Source organism: Desulfofundulus sp. TPOSR (genome assembly GCF_011393055.1).
Classification (GTDB): domain Bacteria; phylum Bacillota; class Desulfotomaculia; order Desulfotomaculales; family Desulfovirgulaceae; genus Desulfofundulus; species Desulfofundulus kuznetsovii.
Map to the genome: position 1 here is coordinate 144,992 of NZ_JAAOEF010000001.1, position 19,608 is coordinate 164,599.

Below are 19,608 nucleotides of genomic sequence, written 5' to 3' on the forward strand. Positions count from 1 at the left end.
TGGCGTTCCCTCCCTTAATTAATTGTCACGCTCGCACAATTCCACCAGCGTGCCAAATGTGGACTTGGGATGAAGAAAAGCAATCCTGGCCCCCCCGGCACCCCGGCGAGGCTTTTCATCAATGAGCCGCACACCTTTTGCTTTTAATTCCTCCAGCGCCTGCTCCAGATTTTCCACCCGGAAGGCGATGTGCTGGATACCCTCGCCATTTTTCTCAATAAACCGGGCAATGGGCCCGTCAGGGGTAGTGGACTCCAGAAGCTCCACTTCACTGTCGCCGGTAGGCAAGAAGGCAACCTTTACCTTTTGCTCCTCAACCACTTCGGTGCCTGTCACCTTCAACCCTAAAAGGCCCTCGTAAAACTCAATGGCTTTAGCCAGATCCTTAACGGCAATGCCGATGTGATCGATTTTTTTGATCCCGATCACTGTTTTTCCTCCTCCTTCTGGGTCCTTTTCGCCACTTCCTCCCGGATAAAGCGGATAATCTCCGTTGTGGGGGTGCCGGGGCCAAAAATTTCCGCGATCCCCGCTTCCTTCAAGAGGGGAATATCCTCGTCGGGGATGATCCCCCCACCCACCACCAGTATGTCATCAGCTCCCTGGGCCCGCAATCCCTCCACCACCGCCGGGAAGAGGTACATGTGCGCGCCGGAGAGAATGCTCAAGCCCACCACCTGCACATCCTCCTGGAGGGCTGCTTCCACAATTTGCTCGGGAGTCTGCCGCAAGCCGGTATAAATAACTTCCATTCCGGCATCCCGCAGGGCCTGGGCAATAACCTTGGCCCCCCGGTCATGACCGTCCAGGCCCGGTTTGGCCACCAGGACCCGAATGGGCCGTTCACTCATCTATCTCCCCTCCTTGCCTTAAAAGACAATTTGCTGGCGATACTCGCCAAAGACTTCCCGCAGGGTATCGCAAATTTCTCCCAGGGTGGCATAAGCTTTTACGGCGTCAATGAACAGGGGCATCAAGTTTTCCTTGGTGGATGCCGCTTCCCGCAGGTTGTTTAATACCTGCTTCACTTTCTGGTTATCCCGGCGGGCCTTCAATGCCTGCAGCTTGGCCGTCTGGCGTTCCGCTACTGCCGGGTCCACCTTTAACAAATTCTTGGGCTTCTCATACTCCATCTGGAATTTGTTAATACCAATAACCACCTTTTTGCCGCTTTCAATGTCCATCTGATAGCGGTAGGCGCTGTCCTTAATTTCTTTCTGCATAAATTCAATCGCCTCGGGAGCACCGCCCAGCTCGTCAATTTTCTTAATATAAGCCATGGCCTTTTCTTCAATTTCATTGGTCAGGCTTTCAATATAGTACGAACCGCCCAGGGGATCCACCGTATCGGTAACGCCAATTTCATAACCGATTACCTGCTGGGTGCGCAGGGCTATGAGCACCGACTCGTCGCTGGGCAGGGCCAGGGCTTCGTCGTAAGAGTTGGTGTGCAGGGACTGGGTGCCGCCCAGCACTGCACTCAGGGCCTCAAAGGCGGTACGCATGATGTTTACCATAGGCTGCTGGGCCGTCAGGCTGCAACCTGCCGTTTGGGTATGGAAGCGCAGCATCCAGGAGCGGGGATTCTTGGCACCAAACCGCTCCCTCATGATCTTGGCCCAAAGCCGCCTGGCCGCCCGGAACTTGGCAATTTCCTCGAAGAAGTTCAGGTGGGCGTTAAAGAAGAAGGATAGGCGGGGAGCAAAATCGTCCACATTTAAGCCGGCATCAATGGCCGCCTGGACATAGGCAATCCCGTCGGCCAGGGTAAAGGCCACTTCCTGCACCGCCGTGGAACCGGCCTCCCGGATATGGTAGCCGCTGATGCTGATGGTGTTCCAGTTGGGAACATTCTTGGAACAATAGGCAAAGACATCGGTAATCAGGCGCATGGATGGACCGGGCGGAAAAATATAGGTTCCCCTGGCAATGTATTCTTTTAAGATATCATTTTGGATGGTCCCGTTGAGCTTGTCGGGAGTAACTCCCTGCTTTTCCGCCACGGCAATATACATGGCCAGCAGGATGGCGGCCGGGGAATTAATGGTCATGGAGGTGCTCACCTTGTCCAGGGGAATGCCCTCGAACAGGGTTTCCATATCCTCTAAGGAATCAATGGCTACCCCTACCTTGCCCACCTCGCCCCGGGCCAGGGGATGATCCGAATCATAACCAATTTGGGTGGGCAGGTCAAAGGCCACGCTCAAACCAGTCTGTCCCTGTTCCAGCAGGTAGCGGAAACGGGCGTTGGTTTCTTCGGCTGTACCGAAGCCGGCATACTGGCGCATGGTCCACAACCGACCCCGGTACATGTTGGGCTGCACTCCCCGGGTAAAGGGGTAGGAACCCGGAAATCCGAGGTCCCGTTCGTAATCAAGATCAGCTATATCCTCCGGAGTATACAGGGTCTTGATTTCAATACCCGAATCGGTAGCAAACTCGGCCTGCCTCTCCGGTCTTTTTTTCACCTGGGCTTCCAGCCGCTCCCGGTATTCCTTGGCCGACACCCGAATGCTTTCCAGCTTTTCCTTTTCGAACATCCATCTCCCCCCTTAAAGACTCAACCTAGAGCTTCCTTAATCAACCCGGGTACCTCGAAAGGCAGGGTAGCCACCCGAGCACCGGCAGCCGTCAGTGCCTGTACCTTGCCCTCAAAGGTACCCTTCCCCCGCTCAATGATTGCCCCGGCATGGCCCATGCGTTTTCCGGGAGGAGCGCTCTTCCCGGCAATATAAGCCACCACGGGCTTGGTCATTTTCTTGATGAACAGGGAAGCCTCTTCCTCCGCATTCCCCCCAATTTCACCTACCAGCACCACGGCCCTGGTTTCCGGATCCTTTTCGAATTTCTCCAAAACATCCACAAAGGACAAACCAACCACCCGGTCACCACCCAGTCCGACCACCGTCGACTGTCCTAAACCGTTGGCTGTTAGATTGGCCACGATCTCGTAGGTCAGGGTGCCGCTGCGTGCCACCACACCAATGTGGCCCGGCACGAAGAACTGATTGGGTGGAATGCCAATTTTGCACCGTCCCGAGGAAACAATCCCAAAGGTATTAGGGCCAATCACTATTGTGCCCCGTCGCCGGGCAAAAGCAATGATCTCCAGCTCATCATGGACGGGAATATGCTCGGTAATAATGACTACAACCCGCACGCCGGCGGCAATGGCTTCAAAAGCGGCATCTTTGGCAAAGGGAGCCGGAATGAAAAGCACGGAGGCATCAATTTGATGGTTTTCCATGGCCGCAGCCACGGTATCATACACGGGAACCCCTTCCACCTTCTGGCCGCCCTTACCCGGGGAAACCCCGGCAACAATCCGTGTTCCATAGGCCAGCATCTGCTTGGTATGAAACGTGCCCTGGTTACCCGTTATCCCCTGAACCAGAACATTGGTTTTTTCATCAACTATAATGGCCACTCCTGACCGCTCCTTCCTTATCGAGGGTGTCTTTAACCCTGGGCTCTGGCCAGTTCTACAGCCTTGGCCGCAGCCTCATGCATAATTCTGTAGGCTTCAATGCCATTTTCCCTGAGGATGCGTACACCCTCTTCTTCATTGGTACCAACTAGACGAATGACTACCGGAACATTGATTCCCTTCTCCTGCTTCACCTTGACCAGTGCCCTGGCCACATCATCACACCGGGTAATGCCCCCAAAGATGTTAATGAAGATCACCCGTGGGTTGGTGGAAAGAAGGATCTCTAATGCTTTGGCTGTGGCCTCCATCCCGGTGCCGCCGCCGGCATCCAGGAAATTGGCTGGCGCACCGCCGTAATGCTGGATGATATCCAGGGTACCCATGGTAATGCCAGCACCATTTGCCATAACAGCAATATTCCCATCCAGCTGAACGTAAGAGAGCCCCAGGGCGTGGGCCTGCCGTTCGGCCTCGGTACGGTCATCCACTACGGGCAGATCCTTTTGCCGGTACAGGGCCTCGTCATCGATAGTCACCTTGGCATCGGCGGCAATTAATTTTTCGCCGCTCAACACCAGCGGGTTGATCTCTACCAGCTCGGCGTCCTTCTCCCGGAAAATACGGTAAAGGGTAGGCAACAAACGGCCAAATTCCTTGGCCACCGCGCCCGTCAGACCCAACCGGCGGCAAACTTCCCGGCACAAATAGGGCTGGATACCCAGGCAGACATCCAGGTGTTCCTTGATGATAAATTCATCGGGGACCTCTTCAATATCCATGCCGCCCTGGGCGGAGGCAATTAAAACCGGTGCTTTGGCAGCCCCGTCTACGGTAATGGCCACATAAAACTCATGATCGATGGCCAGCTTTTCTTCCACCAGGACCATCTCCACTTTCAGGCCCTGGACCGTCATGCCCAGAACCTGGGCAGCTGCCTCGCGGGCCTCTTCCGGGGTATCGGCAAACTTAATCCCGCCCCCCTTACCCCGCTTACCCGAAAGCACCTGGGACTTGATTACCACCGGTGCCCCGATTTCCGCCGCTACTGCCGCCGCTTCATCCGGGGAGGTGACCATCTTACCCCGGGGTACGGTCAAACCGTAGCGGGCAAAAAGCTCCTTGCCCATATATTCATAGAGTTTCACAATTTTTCCCCCTTTGGCCTGACCCTTTTATTTAGTCCCACGAAAAAATTTTTACTAAATTAAGGAAACTACCAGCCGTTACCGGCCGGCATAAATTTTGACTCCTTCTTCGTACAAATCGCCGCCCAGAATATCATTAACCACAATTACCGGAAAGTCCTCCACCACCAGCTCGTGGATAGCCTCCGGACCCAGTTCCGGATAAGCCACTACCCGGCATGATTTGATGGCCCGGGCCAGCAATGCTGCTGCACCTCCCACGGCAGCAAAATAAACAGCCTTGTATTGCTTCATGGCTTTAATTACTTCCGGAGAGCGTTTCCCCTTGCCAATCATACCCTTCAAACCCAGGGCAATTAAGCGCGGCGCATAGGGGTCCATCCGGCCACTGGTGGTAGGACCAGCCGAACCTATTACTCGCCCGGGTTTAGCCGGCGAAGGTCCCACGTAGTAAATAACCTGTCCCTTGATGGGAATGGGCAGCTCTTCCCCCCGGTCCAGCAACTCCACCATTTTTTTATGGGCCGCATCCCGGGCCGTATAGAGTATACCGTTTAACAAAACCCGCTGACCAATGCGCAGCTTCTCTACCACCTCATCGGTAAGCGGAGTTGTCAACCTGATCTGGAGCAAATTTTTCTACCTCCTACACAATACCCGCGTTAGAGTATTGCTTCTTTGTGCCGGCTGGCATGGCAGTTAATGTTTACTGCCACCGGCAAGCTCGCTATATGGCACGGGAAGACTTCCACGTGCACCGCCAGAGCAGTGGTGCGACCGCCCAGGCCCTGGGGCCCGATGCCCAGATTATTAATGGCCTCCAAAAGCTCCCTTTCCAGGCAGGCAATCTCGGTATCAGGATGGGGTTGTCCCAACGGGCGCAGGAGAGCTTCCTTGGCCAGCAAGGCGGCCTTTTCAAAGGTGCCCCCAATACCCACACCCACCACCACGGGCGGACAGGGATTGGGGCCGGCTGCTCTTACCTGCTCGATGACAAACTTTTTAACCCCCTCCACCCCTTCAGCCGGCTTAAGCATGCGCAGGCCGCTCATGTTCTCACTGCCGCCCCCCTTGGGAGCAACAATGATCTTTAGTTTATCACCGGGGACAATGCGGGTGTGAATCACCGCCGGCGTATTATCCCCCGTATTTTTGCGGCGCAGGGGGTGATCAACGATGGATTTACGCAGGTAACCCTCCTGGTAACCCCGGCGCACCCCTTCGTTTACTGCCTCGTACAGGTCCCCCCCGGTAATGACCACTTCCTGCCCCACTTCCAGAAAAACAACGGCAAAACCGGTGTCCTGGCACATGGGGACCTGCTCCTCCCGGGCAATACGGGCATTTTCCAGCAACTGTTGCAGGACATCCCTCCCCGTGAGGGAAATTTCCTGATCCAGGGCCTCTTTGAATGCCTCCAGTACATCTTCACCCAGCTCGTAGTTTGCTTTCTGGCATAATTCGGCTACCGTGGCTGTAATGGTAGCAGCGTCTACAAGGCGCAAAAAGCCTTTCCCTCCTTCCACCTTTACTGAGCAACTATTTCACAAGTGCAATTTTTATACCAAATGCAGGACAAACCGGCCAATAAATCAAAAAGTGTTTTTACCGCCTACTCCAGGGCAATTCTAAAATAAAAAATAAAAGGGGTGTCACCCTCTTTTTCTAAACTTTATAAAGAGAGACTGGAGATATAGATTACTTCTAGGGTAAAAAGGATAGACACTTTGTTCTAACCTTTAGAATTAGTCTAATAATTATAATCTTGTTAATTGGTGAAATCTTCAGTTCGACTTTTCTTTAGCTTGTTATACAGTGTGGCCAGGGAAATATTCAGCGCCTGGGCGGCCCGCCGCTTGCCTTCCACACTGGTGCCAAATTTGGCGATAGCTTTTCTGATCAGCAATTGTTCCATCTGATCAATGGGGATAAGCTCAATATCCCGTTCCGGGGATGCCTTAAACTGGCTGACATGTTGGATAAAATGTTTCTTGGTAAAAATCTCTTCGTCTACGGTCACCATCACCCGTTCAAAGACATTTTCCAGTTCCCGCACATTTCCAGGCCAATCGTAGCTGTAGAGAATTTCCTCGGCATCCTTGGACAAACCCTTCACTTTTTGCCCAGTTTGCGGTTAAGTTTGATAATCAAGTTGTTGATCAAAATAGGTAAATCTTCCTTGCGCACCCGCAAGGGCGGAATGGTAATTTCGACTACGTTTAGCCGGTAGTAGAGGTCTTCCCGGAACCTGCCCTGGCGGATTAATTCCCGCAGGTTGCGGTTGGTGGCCGCAATAACCCGTACATCCACTTTAATGGTCTGGGTGCCTCCCACCCGCTCAAACTCCATTTCCTGCAAAACCCGGAGCAGTTTTCCCTGCAAGTTCAGGTTCATATCACCAATTTCATCGAGAAAAATGGTTCCACCATGGGCCAGTTCAAACTTGCCGATCTTGGATTTAACGGCTCCGGTAAAGGCTCCCTTAGCGTACCCGAAAAACTCGCTCTCCAAAAGGCTGTCCGGGATGGCGGCACAGTTAACCTTAATAAACGGCTTATCCCTGCGGGGGCTGGCATGATGGATGGCATGGGCAAACAACTCTTTACCCGTACCGCTCTCTCCCAGCAACAGAACGGTGGAGTTTGTACGGGCTGCCCTCTCAGCCACCTGGATACAGCGACGCAATTCGGCACTGTTGCCCAGGATATCGGCAAAAGTGTATTTACTGGTGGTAACCTGGCCGAATTTATCGGAGAGATTCTCGATAATGCTGGTGCTCTGGCGCAATTGTTCCATTAAATTCATGACGTCGGTAAAGTGCTGAAAAACCACCACCGCTCCTTCCATCTTGCCATCCACAAAGATGGGGGCGGCGTTGGAAATGACTTCCGCATTGCTCCCCCCTACCTTTGTACGGTGCCCCACCACGCTGCGGCCGGTGCGCAACACCGTGGCCAGAGCTCCATCGGGGGAAGCTTCAAAAATATTCTGTCCAATCCTTTCCTTTTCGCTGATGCCGGTAATCCGGGTAAAGGCCGGATTGACGTACTTGATCACCCCGCGGGAGTCCGCCACTTCGATGGCCTCCTGGACCGAATCCAGGATGGCGGCCAGTTCTCCCTGCACCCGCCGTGCTTCAAGCAACTTCTCCTTTTCCCTTAATACGGCCAGCATAAGATCCAGCGCCCGGGCCTCCATGATGGACGTTCCCCGCGGCTTTATCCGGTGCAGGTTCATCTGGGTCTCCGGATCTCCGGTAGCTTCGATCAAAACATCCACGCCAGGCAGGCGCACCATTTCCATATAATCGGCAGTGGTAAAAACCCCGTCCGCAGCCGCAGCTTTAATTCCCGGTGATGAAGGATCGGGATCGGCCACCCCCAAAATTTCCACATCTCCCACAGCCTTTAACATGCGGTAAATGGAATAACCGTCTTCATTGCCTCCGATAATGGCTACGGTCAACCTGGGCATGCCGCTTCACCTTCTACGTGGTCCAAATTTACGGGATTATTTCGACGCTTTTTTTCTAATCCCTTCTAAAAAATAAAAAACATTAATTTCGAACAACTGTTTTTTCACCAAGACCTTTATGGTATAATTCAAAAAAAAAGGGAGGTTGACGGGTTATGAACACCGCACTCACTCCCCGGGAGAAGATTATTTTAGAAGTAATTAAAGAAAACATCCGTACCAAAGGCTATCCCCCTTCGGTTCGGGAGATCGGTCAGGTAGTCGGGCTGAAATCCAGTTCTACAGTACATCACTATTTAAAGCGTTTAGAAAACAAAGGCCTATTACGCCGGGATCCCACCAAACCCCGAGCATTAGAACTACGGGAGCATACTTTGCCCTTAAGCCAGCCCGTGCGGATGGTCCCCCTTTTGGGACGGGTGGCTGCAGGTGAACCCATCCTGGCCGTAGAAAACCAGGAAGATGTTTTTCCCCTGCCGGCTAGTTTCACCGGAGAAGGAGAATTCTTCATGCTTACCGTCCGGGGCGACAGCATGATTGAAGCCGGCATCCTGGATGGAGACCTGGTGGTGGTCCGGCGCCAGCCCAGCGCCGACAACGGGGACATTGTGGTAGCCCTTCTGGAAGACGAAGCCACGGTAAAAAGATTCTTCCGGGAGAACGACCATATTCGCCTGCAACCGGAAAACAAGGCCATGTCTCCCATCAGGGTAAAAAACCCGCTAATCCTGGGCAAGGTAGTGGGCTTGCTGCGTAAACTTTAAATTTAAAACCCCTCCCCCCTGTCCCTTAATCTGACTTTTTGTAAGCTGCCAGCTTCGGGGTATAATAATGGGCAGCGTAAACGGCTCCCAGGGGATTATGGGCCAGCACCCGGTCCTTGACTGCCAGAACGGTAACCGGAGCTGCCGAATATTTGATGAATAAACTATCGTGACCGACACAAAGGCCCAATAAAACGTTCAATTCCGTCCCGGCCCGGTTCAATATGTGCGCCTGCGCGATAGGATTGCACATGGGTTCAAATTGACCGGGGCGGACCTTTTGTTCGTCCCGTATACCTAAAAACTCTTTGGGCGTAGAACCGGTCTTGCACATTACCGATTCGACAACAAATCCTGCCTGCTTGAAAATCTTTGCTACCTCGGCTGCTTCCCTGCGCAACCCAACGCAGAAGGCCAGGCCCAATCTGGTAAAGCCAGCCATGCGGCTGAACTGGATGATTTCCTCCAGCCTGGTCCATCTGCGGTAACCGGCAGATTCAGTTAAGGCCGAGTTAAGGGCTAGATTAAATACGCCCGGTTCCTGGTATTCCTTTCTGGCTTCCTCATAAACGCTGCCTTCGGATTTCATGGGACAGTGCTCCGGAATCTTCCCCGCCTGACCCGTGTAGCAAGCATAAATTCCACATTCTGCACACCTGCTCATCATGGTTCACTTCCTTTCTCAAGCGCAAAGGAATGGCACGTTAATGGCCATTCCTTTGTCTGATTTATAAGTGGCATACGTCCTCAGGCACCGTGATTCCTTTGGGACATTTCTCAGGTAAATTTTTAATAAATAGCCTTAAAATGTCACGAGGTACCTTCATCAACTGCAGGCGGGCGGCACCCAGGGCATCCCGGGGATCCAGGGCCAGCCGCAAACCCTTCACCACGGCCGCCGGTTTTACTTCTCCGGGATCGTCCATGGCTGCGTGACAAACCCCACAGAGAATGCAGGTAGCCGGGCTTTCCAGTTTCCGTGCCACCTCCGGCGCCATGCGACCGTCGTGATTGTCCCGGATAACCACCCAGGGAACTACTGCTTTAAGAGATTCAAAGAAGGGGTCCAGATCCACCACCAGGTCTTTCAGCTGCCTGAAATGGGGTAGCGGCTCCAGGGTAATGCGTCCGCCCTCAGTTATGGCGTTACGAATCAGGGTCTGGCAGGCCAGGCCGGGGCGCCCGTTGATACAAAGGGCACAGGAACCACAAATGGCGCTGCGGCAGGAGCGGCGAAAGGATAACCCGGGATCCTGCTGCCAGGCCTGCAGCAGGGCATCCAGCACCGTGTTATGCTCTTCCACCAACACGGTAAATTCTTGAAAGTAGGGTTTTACATCCACTCCGGGGTTAAAGCGGCAGATGTTTAACACCACGTTCATTCCTAGTACCCCCTCTCCTGCGGTGCATAACGGGTGATCTTCACCGGACCGTTACTGAACTCCGGTCCGTCTTTCCCGCGGCGCACAAAAGTATGGCACAGCCAGTTCTGATCATCCCGCTGCGGATAGTCAAGCCGGTAATGGGCTCCCCGGCTCTCGGTGCGGCGCAACGCCCCCCGGGCAATGACTTCACACAAATCTAAAAGGTACCCTACCTCAAGATAATCCATCAGGGCGTAGTTAAAGGGTTGCATTCCGCCGGGGGCCTTAAGCCTTTGGTAACGTTCTTTTAGTACAGCCAGCCGGTTAACCGCATCTTCCAGCTCACTGCCCACCCTGAATACCCCAACCTGGTTGGTCATCAGGTTGGTCATCTCCTGCCGGATGGCAAAAGTGCTGTCCTCCTGAACCCCTTGTCCCCGACCGGCTAACAGGGATGACCAGGATTCATAAGCACGGGTTATGGTTGCTGCAGAAAGGGTTGGCCAGGGCTCCTGGCGGGCCAGTTGGGCAGCCCGGTGACCAGCCCGCCGGCCAAAAACCACCGTCTCCAGCAGGGAATTGCCCCCCAGCCGATTGGCCCCGTGCACGCTCACATTGGCCACCTCGCCTGCGGCCAGAAGGCCGGGCAAACTGGTCATACCCCAAACATCGGTGCGTACTCCGCCCATACTGTAGTGCTGGGCCGGTTCGATGGGCATGGGTGCCCTGGCGGGATCCACCCCGGCATACCGGATGGCCAGATCCCGCACCTGGGGCAGGCGTTCCGCCACCAGGGCCTCTCCCAGGTGGGTTAGATCCAGATGCACGTACTGTCCCTCAAATCCGCGCCCCTCCTTAATCTCCTTGAAAATGGCCCGGGAAACCACATCCCGGGGAGCCAGTTCCATCTTCTGAGGTGCGTAATGAACCATAAACCGTTCACCGTCATAATTGCGCAGGTAACCGCCCTCTCCCCGGGCCGCTTCGGAAATAAGAATGTTGGTACCGTACAAGGTGGTGGGATGGAACTGGACGAACTCCATATCCGAAAGAACTGCTCCCGCCCGGTAAGCAATGGCCATGCCGTCTCCCGTGTTGGCGTGGGCATTGGTGGTTTTGGCAAAGGCCCGGCCGTATCCACCCGTGGCCAGGATGACCGCCTTGCTGCGGATTACTTCCAACCTGGCCCGGGCCAGGTCATAGGCCAGCACCCCGGCCACCTGCCCGTCTTCCACCAGTAATTCCACCAGATGCCATTCCGGATAAATCTTAATTCCCCGTCTGAGAACCTGTTCAAAAAGGGTATGCAGGACTACATGGCCGGAGAAATCGGCGGCAAAGCAGGCCCGGGGAAAGCCGGCACCACCCAGGGAGCGCTGGGCCACCCTGCCTTCGGGGGTACGGGTCCAGGGCACACCCATCCTCTCCAGCTCTAAAATCACTTCCGGTCCCTCGCTGCAAAGTACCTCGATGGCATCCTGATCCCCCAGGTAATCGCTCCCCTTGACCGTGTCAAAGATGTGGGACTCGATACTATCGTCTTCCCCCAGGGCGGCGTTAAACCCTCCCTGTGCCGCTCCGCTGTGGGAACGGGTGGGATAGATCTTGCTCAAAACGGCCACATCGGCCTTTTGCGAGGCCACCAGCGCAGCCATCAGGCCGGCCAGCCCGCCCCCCACCACCAGCACTTCGTGCATGAGCATTCTTCCAAAGCACCTCCTTAAATCCTTTTGCACCCTTACTTTTCAACGTCGCTTTTTGTTTCCGGAGCCAGATGCAGTTCCCGGGCGAATGGGGTATAATTGGTCTGGCGATGATACTCAGGTACCGGCCAGCCAAAACGACGCCGCTGCCTTAACCGGAAGGCTGCCGCGTGCTTTTTTAGCTCGTACCCTATCCCGGCGGCCAGGCGGGCAGCTTCCAGGGGAATTGTTTCCACATAGCCGTTTTTCACGGCCCCATCCAGCAGCTCTTCACCAGCTGGACTGCGCACCAGACAGGAAGATGTTCCTAAAGCATGCCCGGCCCGCACCTGCGGGTCCCAGTAGTCACCTACCGACAGGTCAGCCAGTTCCGCAGCCCAATCCACGCACATCTCGCAGCGATCCCGTTTGAAAGCAGGCATGAGATGGTGGTACATATACTCGTGGCGGTCCAGGAGCAGCCTCCGCCCGTCCTTCAGTTCCACCACCAGGTGGCCCGGCCAATCGCCGCCCCGGTAGCTCAGCGAGGCAATATCTTCCAGCCTGTCCACCCCCAGACGTTCTACCAGCAGGTGGCGGGTACCCTCAAAATAAAACTGGGAAGCGCAGAAAAGCCCCACCATCAGCACCACACCCCGGGTCAGGGAAGCGGGCTGACCGTAAAACTGCATCTTGCGCAAGCCGTGGATATGACAGGGCAAGCCCACCACCGCCAGGCGCCGGTAACCCTGTTCCAGAGCCCGGTTTAAAAGGGTGTTTACCGGTACACAGGCATACTTGCTCCTGGCAGCGGCCAGGAGTTGCTCACGATTAACCGCCAGCCTGGCCTCGGTACGCCAGGGCAGATCCTGCCGGAAACCGGCTACCAGCGCGCCATCGATAATGCCCTTTTCCAGGGCATAAATCAGCAGGGCCGTAACCAATCCCCCGCTGGCACCCAGTTGCCTGGTGACCCGGTCAGTGGCCCAACCAGCCCGGGCTTCCCGGTAAAAACCCAGGTCGGGAATCTGTTCTTCCCTAACCCGGCCAAAAACAAACTGTTCCAGGGCAGGTAAGTTCACCTCTTCCCCGGGGCAGACGGTGGTACAGATATTGCAGCCGGCACATTCCCCGGTTAATTCAGGCAGTGGTTCCTCATCCACATAAGCCCAGCCGATGGCCCCTGCCGGGCACACCCCGGCGCAAGTTCCACAGGCAGTACACAGCCCCCGCTGGATAACCCGGTTTTGCAATTCGGTAAAGGAACCTTTCATTAATACTGGCCTCCCCGGCTACACCGTGTTTCGTGTTCACCTTTCGTGCTGTGTTATTCCGCAGGAGGAGTGCCATACCCTCCCATAGTGGTTTGGCGAAAGTACCTGGAACAAATCGGCCACATCTACCACGTTCTCCAGATCCAGAACCGCCTGCGCCAGAACCCGCGACCTCTGTTCTCCCCAGGGTCCGGCAGCCAGAGCATGGAACTTGGTCACCAGTTCTTCGGCAGTAACCGGATTTTCCGGGTCGCCCCGGGGAAAATCCATCCGTCCCCGGTATGCCTGGCCGGACGGAGTGCTTATCTCCACCACTGCCGGCCAGCGGGCAGGATGGAGGGCGTCAAGCTCCTCGTCCATCACCAGGGTTACCCGGGACATCAGTTCCCGGATTTCCGGATCAAAAAGATTGGCCGGGGTAAAGTCCTCTGGACCACAATGTCCGGTTTTCAGGGCCAGGGCCACACAGAAGGGCAGGCTGAACTTGGCCGCATAAACCGTGGTCGGCTGGTGATTGGCGGTAATGTCCAGGGCCGTGCGGTATGTACGGACGGTGATAGTTGCTATATTAGCTGGTTTAAGACCATAGCGAGTGGCCAGCTCCAGAGCTACATCCACCGCCGGATGGGTATGACGGCAGGAGGCGTGGATTTTAAAGGAGTTTTCTTCCACTTTGTAGGGAGGCTTGCCCAGGCCGGCGGTAATCTTACTCAGGTCAAACTGGGGAGCCGTAGCCCGGCAGAACCCCCTTTCCCCTTCTAGAATACGCATGGCTCCAGTAAAACCTTCTCTGGCCAGCAAAGCGGCCAGCACGCCATTCTGGGCGGCCTTACCCGGGTGGAGGTGTTTGGACATGGCCCCGTCGACCAGAAATTCCCACAATCCGGCAGCCTGGGTACCGGCATTGCCCAGTGCCCAGACCAGCTGTTCTTTATTTAAACCCAAAAGCTTTCCGGCCGCAGCCGCCGCACCAAAGGTACCGCAGGTACCGGTGGTGTGCCAGAAGTAATAGTGTGACGGGGTAACGGCCTCGCCAACCCGGATGGCCACTTCATAACCCACCACAATGGCCTCCAACAACTGGCGGCCGCTCGCCCTGATCATCTCCGCCACGGCCAGGGCAGCCGGTATCACTGCCGCCCCGGCATGGATGATGGCGGCCCGGTGCACATCATCCAGTTCCATGATATGGGAAGCAATGCCGTTGGCCAGGGCCGCATTGAGGCAGGAGATCTTCTCCCCGGTCGCCAGCAGGGTGGCCTGGGGAGAGCCCCCCTGCTGCTTTACAACCGCCTGGACCTTTTGAGCAGGCGCCTGCTGACCGCCGGCCGCAGCCGAACCCAGCCAGTCCAGAAAAGCCAGCCTGGCCATATGCACTGTGGCCGCGGGAAGCATATCATATTGGATCTGGCCAATAAAGTCGGCCAGCCGGTGGGATAACATGGAAAATCACCTTACTTTCTTCATTGAGATTCCCTTGTCCTTACCCCAGGATCTGTTTTAAAGTGGGAATCAGGTCATCGAAATTTTCCAGGACATGGGCACCGGCTTCCCTCAACCTGGCAGCCTTGATGGAAGGACGACCGTAATTGCCGGAAATCAGGGCTGCCGCGTGTCCAAAAACAGTCCCTTCGGGCATGTCCTCCGTAAAGCGGCCGGCAATGTAAGCAATTAGCGGCTTGGTAAATCCTCTTTCCTGGATGAAGGCTGCCGCTTCCTCCTCCTGGGAAGTACCCGGTTCGGAAAAAACGACCACGGCGCGAGTCTGTGGGTCGGCTTCAAAAAGAGCCAGCAGGTCTTTAATGGTACTACCAATAAGGGCATCCCCGCCAATGCTAACACTGGTGCTCACCCCGTAACCGGCACGCTTGATCATCCAGGAGGTTTCGGCAGTCATCCCACCGCTTCTGGAAATCACTCCCACCGGGCCGGGCACAAAGCAGCGCTCCACATTATCTCCCCCAATGGCCCCCAGTTTCACCCGTTCCCCGGGATTGATCATGCCCACGGAATTGGGGCCTATCACCCGCACCCCGGCCCGACGGGCCAGATTTAAGAATTTCACCGCGTCCTTTTGCGGGACGTTTTCGGTGGGAATAAGAATCAGCTTGATCCCGTTGGCCACCGCTTCAGCCACGGCATCGTAAACAAAGGCAGGAGGGACGTAGATCAAGGACGTATCCGGTTGATGTTCCCGGCAAGCCGCCTTTAAGGTATCGTACACCGGTACGCCGTGGACCTCCTGCCCACCCTTCCCCGGTGTCACCCCGGCCACGATACGGGTACCGTAGGCCAGGGTGTGCCTGGTGACCATACTGGCCTCCCGGCCGGTGATCCCCTGAATCACAATGCGGGAATGGCGATCAATAAGAATGCCCATTTATGGCCGTCCCCCTTCCCCGTAAACTTCCTTCATCCGGGCCACCATCCGGGCACATGCCTCGGTGAGAGTTACCTCATCACCGTAATACTCCACCCCGGCTGCCGTAAAGAGCTCCCGGGCTACGGCATCATTGACTCCGGCTTCCCGCACCACCACCGGGAAGGTAACCGGATCAATGTTTAGATCTTTTAACGCCCGGATTATCCCCCGGGCCAGCACATCCACCTGGGTATTATTGGTAATGTTATGGGCGACAAATAACCCTTTCACTCCAGGTTTGGAAAGAATTCCTTTAGTCAGGCCGTATACCTTTGCTTCGGGCGGGTTACCACCTACTTCTGAATAATTGGCCGGTCGCCCCCCCAGGGACACCAGGGTATCAAAGCACAGGAGGCTGCCGCCACCACCCCCGCACATGAATCCAATATCACCGCCGGGCATCTCGGTATAGCGGGCCGTACCCCGGTAGGGGTCGGATTCATTTACTTCCACCATTTTCTTTTCCAGTTCCGTAAGGGGACGCCAGGCACGTTCACTGCCCAGCTGGACCATGTCCGCAAGACGGGGCTGGCGATACATGGCGCTATCATCCACGCTCATCACCGCCGCCGCGGCTACCAGTTCTCCCCCGGTGGTTACCACCAGCGGGTTGACCTCCAAAAGATAGGCATCATAACGGTCAAAGGTGGCATAGAGTTTGCTTAACAGCGCCCCTGCGGCACCCAGCAGTTTGCCCCCTACCCCAAGGTCCGCCCAGATCTCTCTGGCCCGAAAGCCGGGCAGGCCTTCAAAGGGATCCACCTGGTGAATAACCATCTCGGCCGGGTAGGAACGGCTCAATTCCTCCACATCCACCCCGCCCCTGGTGCTGGCGATGATCACCGGCAACTGTTTGTTCTTATCGTAGGTAATGGAAAGGTACCATTCCTGGGCCACGTCCAGTTTTTCTTCCACCAGGACCTTTTCCACGGGGAAATGCCGCACCGTGATGCCCAGCAACTCCCCGGCCCTTAAAGCTGCTTCCTGTGGCGTGTCGGCAAATTTAATAGCTCCGGCCTTACCCCGTTTGCCCACGGGCACCAGCGCCTTAATGACCACGGGTTTACCTATACGCCGGGCGGCCTCCTGAGCTTCGTCTTCGCTGGTGGCCACCTCGTAACTGGGCACCGTTATGCCCATCTCTTTGAACAACTGCTTGCTGTGATGTTCCAGCAGACGACCCACTGTTTTCCCCCCTCAAACTCTTTGTTCTTCCGACCCTTTTTCCCCCGCCAGACCTAAAGCCCGGGCAATGGCCAGCGTCCGCCTGGCCCAGGCTGCCACGGGGTAATCAATAAACTTACCCTCCAGCTGCACTGCCGCAATGCCTTCAGCTTCGGCCTGTGCAAAGGCCTGTGCCACTTTAGCCGCATAATCAATTTCCCTGGGCGTGGGAGAAAAGATTTCGTTCACGGGTCCCAGTTGCGCCGGGTGGATCACCAGCTTACCGGCAAAGCCCAGACTGCGTACCAGGCGGCATTCCTCTGCCAGCCCTTCCTCATCTTTAATGTTGGGGTAAACTGTATCGATGGGCCCTTCAATGCCGGCCGCCCGGCTGGCCACCACCAGATGGGAGCGGGCATAAAAGATCTCCGTACCCTGACCGGTCAGCGATATGCCGATGTCCAGGGTGTAATCCACGGCCCCGAAAGCCAGCCGCTTTACCCGCGGGCAGCTGGTGGCTACCTCATACGCATTCATCACCCCCCGGGCCGTTTCCACCAGGGGAATGAGTTCCATCTCGCCGGCCGGCAAGCCGTATTCCCTTTCCAGCTGGCCAATGAGCCAGTCCACCCGCCTGACTTCTTCGGCATCTTCAGCCTTGGGCAGCATGATGCCCGCCGGCCGGCCCCCCACCACCGCCATCAGGTCACCCACAATCCAGCGGGTGTTGACCCCGTTCACCCGCACGTAAATACCCTCGCGGTTCATACGTCCAAGAACATCCAGCACCAGGCTCCGTGCCCGTACCTTTTCGGACACCGCCACGGCATCTTCCAGGTCCAGGATCACCGCATCGGCATCAAGGGACAAGGCCTTGTCTACCTTGCGCAAGTCGCTGGCGGGAGCAAAGAGAAAACTGCGTAACGGCTTTTCCATTCAACCTCACCTCCTGCTTCCAGTGAGAAGCAAATTCCTTGCCAAGCAAGAAGACGACCATAAAGGACTCGGAAGTGCAGCAATATGCGCAGGTCTGAAGGCAGAAGACGTACCGGTGGTTATTTTAAATGTTTCACTTTTGCAATGGCGTTTGAGATTATGCAATGACAAACATTGCAAATATGAAAAGCCACGGCTCCACAGGCCATGGCCACAAAGGGGAAAAGGTTTTTTTAAGAACCCGTTGTCGACCCTGACAGCAGCCCGAGTCTCTTCATCTTGCGCCACAAAGTGGTGGTGCTGATACCCAGCTTCTCAGCAGTTCGCCGGCGGTTGTAACCCGTTTCTTCCAGTGCCCGCAGGATGGTTGACCGTTCCACGGCCTGGGTAGTTCCTTTCAACACGCAAAAACTTGGTGTTTTAAAAAAAGATCCATCGTGATCGGTCTTTGGCAGATGCCCTTGGGAATTCAATTTTGCAAAGGAATATACCGGTACGATTTGTCCGGATTGGGCAGCTGTTGCTGTGTTTTCCGGCAGCCGACAGGAGCAGTTGCGAATAAAGGCGGGAAGATCCGCCGGCTGGATCACTTCATGGGTGGCCAGGTTCATGGTTCTTTCAATGCAGTTCTGCAATTCCCTTACATTACCCGGCCAGCCGTAACCCATGAGGCATGCCAGGGCCTCATCAGAGATGTCCCGGACAAAGGTACCGAAGGTATCACGGAACTGTTTGATAAAGTGCCGCACCAGCAGGGGAATATCTTCCACCCTTTCCCGCAGAGGGGGAATGCGCAGATCCACCACATTGAGGCGGTAAAACAGGTCCTGCCGGAATTTACCGCTGACTACCATTTGCCACAGGTCCTTATTGGTGGAAGCAATTACCCGTACATCCACGGGAACCGGTTTCTTACCCCCAATGCGCACCACTTCCCGTTCCTGCAGTACCCTCAATAAACGGGACTGCAGTTCCAGCTCCATTTCACTGATCTCATCCAGGAACAGGGTGCCCCCGCTGGCCTGTTCAAAAAGACCCTGCTGGCCTTCTCTGCGGGCACCGGTAAAAGCCCCGGCTTCATAACCAAAAAGCTGGCTCTCCACCAGGCTGGCCGGAATGGCCCCACAGTTTATGGCCACAAAGGGGCCGCCGGACCGCTGGCTGGCATTGTGAATGGACTGGGCAAAGAGTTCCTTTCCGGTACCCGTTTCGCCGTAGAGCAATACCGTGGAGTTGGTTACAGCCACCTGGCGGGCCTGCCGGATACATTGCTGGATGGCCCGGCTGGTACCAATAATATGGGCAAAGGTATAGCGGGGGTAGCCCTGCCGGTGGGAAGCAGCCAGCATTTTCTTTTGTTTTACCGCCAGGACATTGTTAAAACCCATGCCAAACTCCGCGGTGACCGGAATGCGCACGGCCATGGCCCCTTCCTCCAGCAGGGACGGCCCGATTACCGGCCGCCCCAGTTCCATGGCCTGCCTGCCCAGGTAGGTAAATTCCCCCATCCCCCTGACCGATTCCTTTCCATCCGACCCCACGCTGAAAAAGCGCATCCCCTGGCGATCAAAGAGCACCGCCTCGCCCCCGGCCACCCGGGCAATCAAAGGGAGGGCCTCCCGAAAGGTTGCCTTTAAACCGGCCTCCCGGCGGGCACGCAGCAAATTGTTTACTGCCAGAAGGCAACCCTCCAGGGGCAGGAAGAAATGCAGTACCCCTTCTTCCCTGCGGGAAGGAAACAGCAGGGGACCACTGCTTTGCCGGGCCTCTTCCAGACCCTCATAGTTTTCCAGGGGGTAATGGGGAACCTCCTGGCCCGAGGCATCCACGGTTTTGGTGTTGCCACTGCACAAATCAATAACCGTGGCATAGCCACCGGCCAGCCGGGCAATCATACCAAGAGCGGTACAAAGGGTTTCAAACAAGCCGTCCATGCTTTCTCCCCCCAGCCGG

The 19,608-nt window shown here is 55.7% G+C and carries 17 protein-coding genes and 1 pseudogene; 1 reads left to right on the forward strand and 17 read right to left on the reverse strand.

Features of this window, described 5'->3' with window-relative positions; translation table 11 throughout:
- Positions 1-18: 18 nt before the first annotated feature.
- The 8 genes and pseudogenes from mce to G7K71_RS00905 all read right to left on the reverse strand — a co-directional run bounded on the left by mce (position 19) and on the right by G7K71_RS00905 (position 8,049).
- Positions 19-429 carry a methylmalonyl-CoA epimerase gene (gene mce / locus G7K71_RS00870; RefSeq protein ID WP_084061984.1) on the reverse strand — a complete coding sequence of 137 codons (411 nt, stop codon included), beginning with the start codon at positions 427-429 and terminating at the stop codon, positions 19-21.
- Positions 426-851 (reverse strand): cobalamin B12-binding domain-containing protein, encoded by a 426-nt coding sequence (locus tag G7K71_RS00875; RefSeq protein WP_166342835.1) that lies wholly within the window; start codon positions 849-851, stop codon positions 426-428. The genes mce and G7K71_RS00875 overlap by 4 nt, the downstream gene beginning before the upstream one ends.
- Before the next feature lie 18 nt (positions 852-869).
- A complete protein-coding gene (locus G7K71_RS00880; RefSeq protein ID WP_166342837.1) occupies positions 870-2,540 on the reverse strand; it encodes a methylmalonyl-CoA mutase in 1,671 nt (556 codons plus the stop codon).
- A 20-nt stretch (positions 2,541-2,560) separates the two neighbouring features.
- The gene (gene sucD / locus G7K71_RS00885) at positions 2,561-3,427 is read right to left on the reverse strand and encodes a succinate--CoA ligase subunit alpha (protein ID WP_013822459.1); all 867 of its coding nucleotides are present in this window, start codon (positions 3,425-3,427) and stop codon (positions 2,561-2,563) included.
- A gap of 32 nt (positions 3,428-3,459) precedes the next feature.
- Positions 3,460-4,575, reverse strand: coding sequence for an ADP-forming succinate--CoA ligase subunit beta (sucC, locus tag G7K71_RS00890; protein ID WP_013822458.1), 1,116 nt, complete (start codon positions 4,573-4,575; stop codon positions 3,460-3,462).
- A 78-nt stretch (positions 4,576-4,653) separates the two neighbouring features.
- Positions 4,654-5,208, reverse strand: coding sequence for a Fe-S-containing hydro-lyase (locus G7K71_RS00895; protein ID WP_013822457.1), 555 nt, complete (start codon positions 5,206-5,208; stop codon positions 4,654-4,656).
- 29 nt (positions 5,209-5,237) lie between these two features.
- Positions 5,238-6,080: a fumarate hydratase gene (locus G7K71_RS00900; RefSeq protein WP_013822456.1), complete on the reverse strand. Its 843-nt coding sequence runs from the start codon at positions 6,078-6,080 to the stop codon at positions 5,238-5,240.
- Positions 6,081-6,343: 263 nt separating this feature from the next.
- A pseudogene (locus G7K71_RS00905) lies at positions 6,344-8,049 on the reverse strand (sigma 54-interacting transcriptional regulator).
- 155 nt (positions 8,050-8,204) lie between these two features.
- On the opposite strand from G7K71_RS00905, the gene lexA reads away from it, so the two are divergent.
- Positions 8,205-8,813, forward strand: a complete 609-nt coding sequence (gene lexA / locus G7K71_RS00910; RefSeq protein WP_013822454.1) for a transcriptional repressor LexA — start codon at positions 8,205-8,207, stop codon at positions 8,811-8,813.
- A gap of 25 nt (positions 8,814-8,838) precedes the next feature.
- Here the strand turns inward: lexA and G7K71_RS00915 are convergent, their stop codons facing one another.
- From G7K71_RS00915 to G7K71_RS00955, 9 genes are all read right to left on the reverse strand, one after another.
- On the reverse strand, positions 8,839-9,477 hold the full coding sequence (locus tag G7K71_RS00915; RefSeq protein WP_166344947.1) for a DUF1847 domain-containing protein: 639 nt from the start codon (positions 9,475-9,477) through the stop codon (positions 8,839-8,841).
- Between the two features lie 64 nt (positions 9,478-9,541).
- Positions 9,542-10,195 carry a succinate dehydrogenase/fumarate reductase iron-sulfur subunit gene (locus G7K71_RS00920; RefSeq protein ID WP_166342838.1) on the reverse strand — a complete coding sequence of 218 codons (654 nt, stop codon included), beginning with the start codon at positions 10,193-10,195 and terminating at the stop codon, positions 9,542-9,544.
- 2 nt (positions 10,196-10,197) lie between these two features.
- Positions 10,198-11,880: an FAD-dependent oxidoreductase gene (locus G7K71_RS00925; RefSeq protein ID WP_166342840.1), complete on the reverse strand. Its 1,683-nt coding sequence runs from the start codon at positions 11,878-11,880 to the stop codon at positions 10,198-10,200.
- 35 nt (positions 11,881-11,915) lie between these two features.
- Positions 11,916-13,133: a Coenzyme F420 hydrogenase/dehydrogenase, beta subunit C-terminal domain gene (locus G7K71_RS00930; RefSeq protein ID WP_166342842.1), complete on the reverse strand. Its 1,218-nt coding sequence runs from the start codon at positions 13,131-13,133 to the stop codon at positions 11,916-11,918.
- 36 nt (positions 13,134-13,169) lie between these two features.
- Positions 13,170-14,576 (reverse strand): MmgE/PrpD family protein, encoded by a 1,407-nt coding sequence (locus G7K71_RS00935; RefSeq protein ID WP_166342844.1) that lies wholly within the window; start codon positions 14,574-14,576, stop codon positions 13,170-13,172.
- 40 nt (positions 14,577-14,616) lie between these two features.
- The gene (locus G7K71_RS00940; RefSeq protein WP_166342846.1) at positions 14,617-15,513 is read right to left on the reverse strand and encodes a CoA-binding protein; all 897 of its coding nucleotides are present in this window, start codon (positions 15,511-15,513) and stop codon (positions 14,617-14,619) included.
- The gene (locus tag G7K71_RS00945) at positions 15,514-16,740 is read right to left on the reverse strand and encodes an ATP-grasp domain-containing protein (RefSeq protein ID WP_166342848.1); all 1,227 of its coding nucleotides are present in this window, start codon (positions 16,738-16,740) and stop codon (positions 15,514-15,516) included.
- Positions 16,741-16,752: 12 nt separating this feature from the next.
- Entirely contained in the window at positions 16,753-17,655 is a 903-nt protein-coding gene (locus G7K71_RS00950; RefSeq protein ID WP_013822446.1) for a CoA ester lyase, read from the reverse strand.
- A 233-nt stretch (positions 17,656-17,888) separates the two neighbouring features.
- A complete protein-coding gene (locus tag G7K71_RS00955; protein ID WP_166342850.1) occupies positions 17,889-19,589 on the reverse strand; it encodes a sigma-54-dependent Fis family transcriptional regulator in 1,701 nt (566 codons plus the stop codon).
- Positions 19,590-19,608: the final 19 nt, after the last annotated feature.

Excerpts from the sequence above, each read along its gene's own strand:
- lexA (WP_013822454.1), top strand. The coding sequence starts at position 8,205 with ATGAACACCGCACTCACTCCCCGGGAGAAGATTATTTTAGAAGTAATT.
- G7K71_RS00930 (WP_166342842.1), bottom strand. The coding sequence starts at position 13,133 with ATGAAAGGTTCCTTTACCGAATTGCAAAACCGGGTTATCCAGCGGGGG.
- G7K71_RS00920 (WP_166342838.1), bottom strand. The coding sequence starts at position 10,195 with ATGAACGTGGTGTTAAACATCTGCCGCTTTAACCCCGGAGTGGATGTA.
- G7K71_RS00940 (WP_166342846.1), bottom strand. The coding sequence starts at position 15,513 with ATGGGCATTCTTATTGATCGCCATTCCCGCATTGTGATTCAGGGGATC.
- G7K71_RS00925 (WP_166342840.1), bottom strand. The coding sequence starts at position 11,880 with ATGCTCATGCACGAAGTGCTGGTGGTGGGGGGCGGGCTGGCCGGCCTG.
- G7K71_RS00915 (WP_166344947.1), bottom strand. The coding sequence starts at position 9,477 with ATGAGCAGGTGTGCAGAATGTGGAATTTATGCTTGCTACACGGGTCAG.
- G7K71_RS00880 (WP_166342837.1), bottom strand. The coding sequence starts at position 2,540 with ATGTTCGAAAAGGAAAAGCTGGAAAGCATTCGGGTGTCGGCCAAGGAA.
- G7K71_RS00955 (WP_166342850.1), bottom strand. The coding sequence starts at position 19,589 with ATGGACGGCTTGTTTGAAACCCTTTGTACCGCTCTTGGTATGATTGCC.
- G7K71_RS00935 (WP_166342844.1), bottom strand. The coding sequence starts at position 14,576 with ATGTTATCCCACCGGCTGGCCGACTTTATTGGCCAGATCCAATATGAT.
- G7K71_RS00950 (WP_013822446.1), bottom strand. The coding sequence starts at position 17,655 with ATGGAAAAGCCGTTACGCAGTTTTCTCTTTGCTCCCGCCAGCGACTTG.
- G7K71_RS00875 (WP_166342835.1), bottom strand. The coding sequence starts at position 851 with ATGAGTGAACGGCCCATTCGGGTCCTGGTGGCCAAACCGGGCCTGGAC.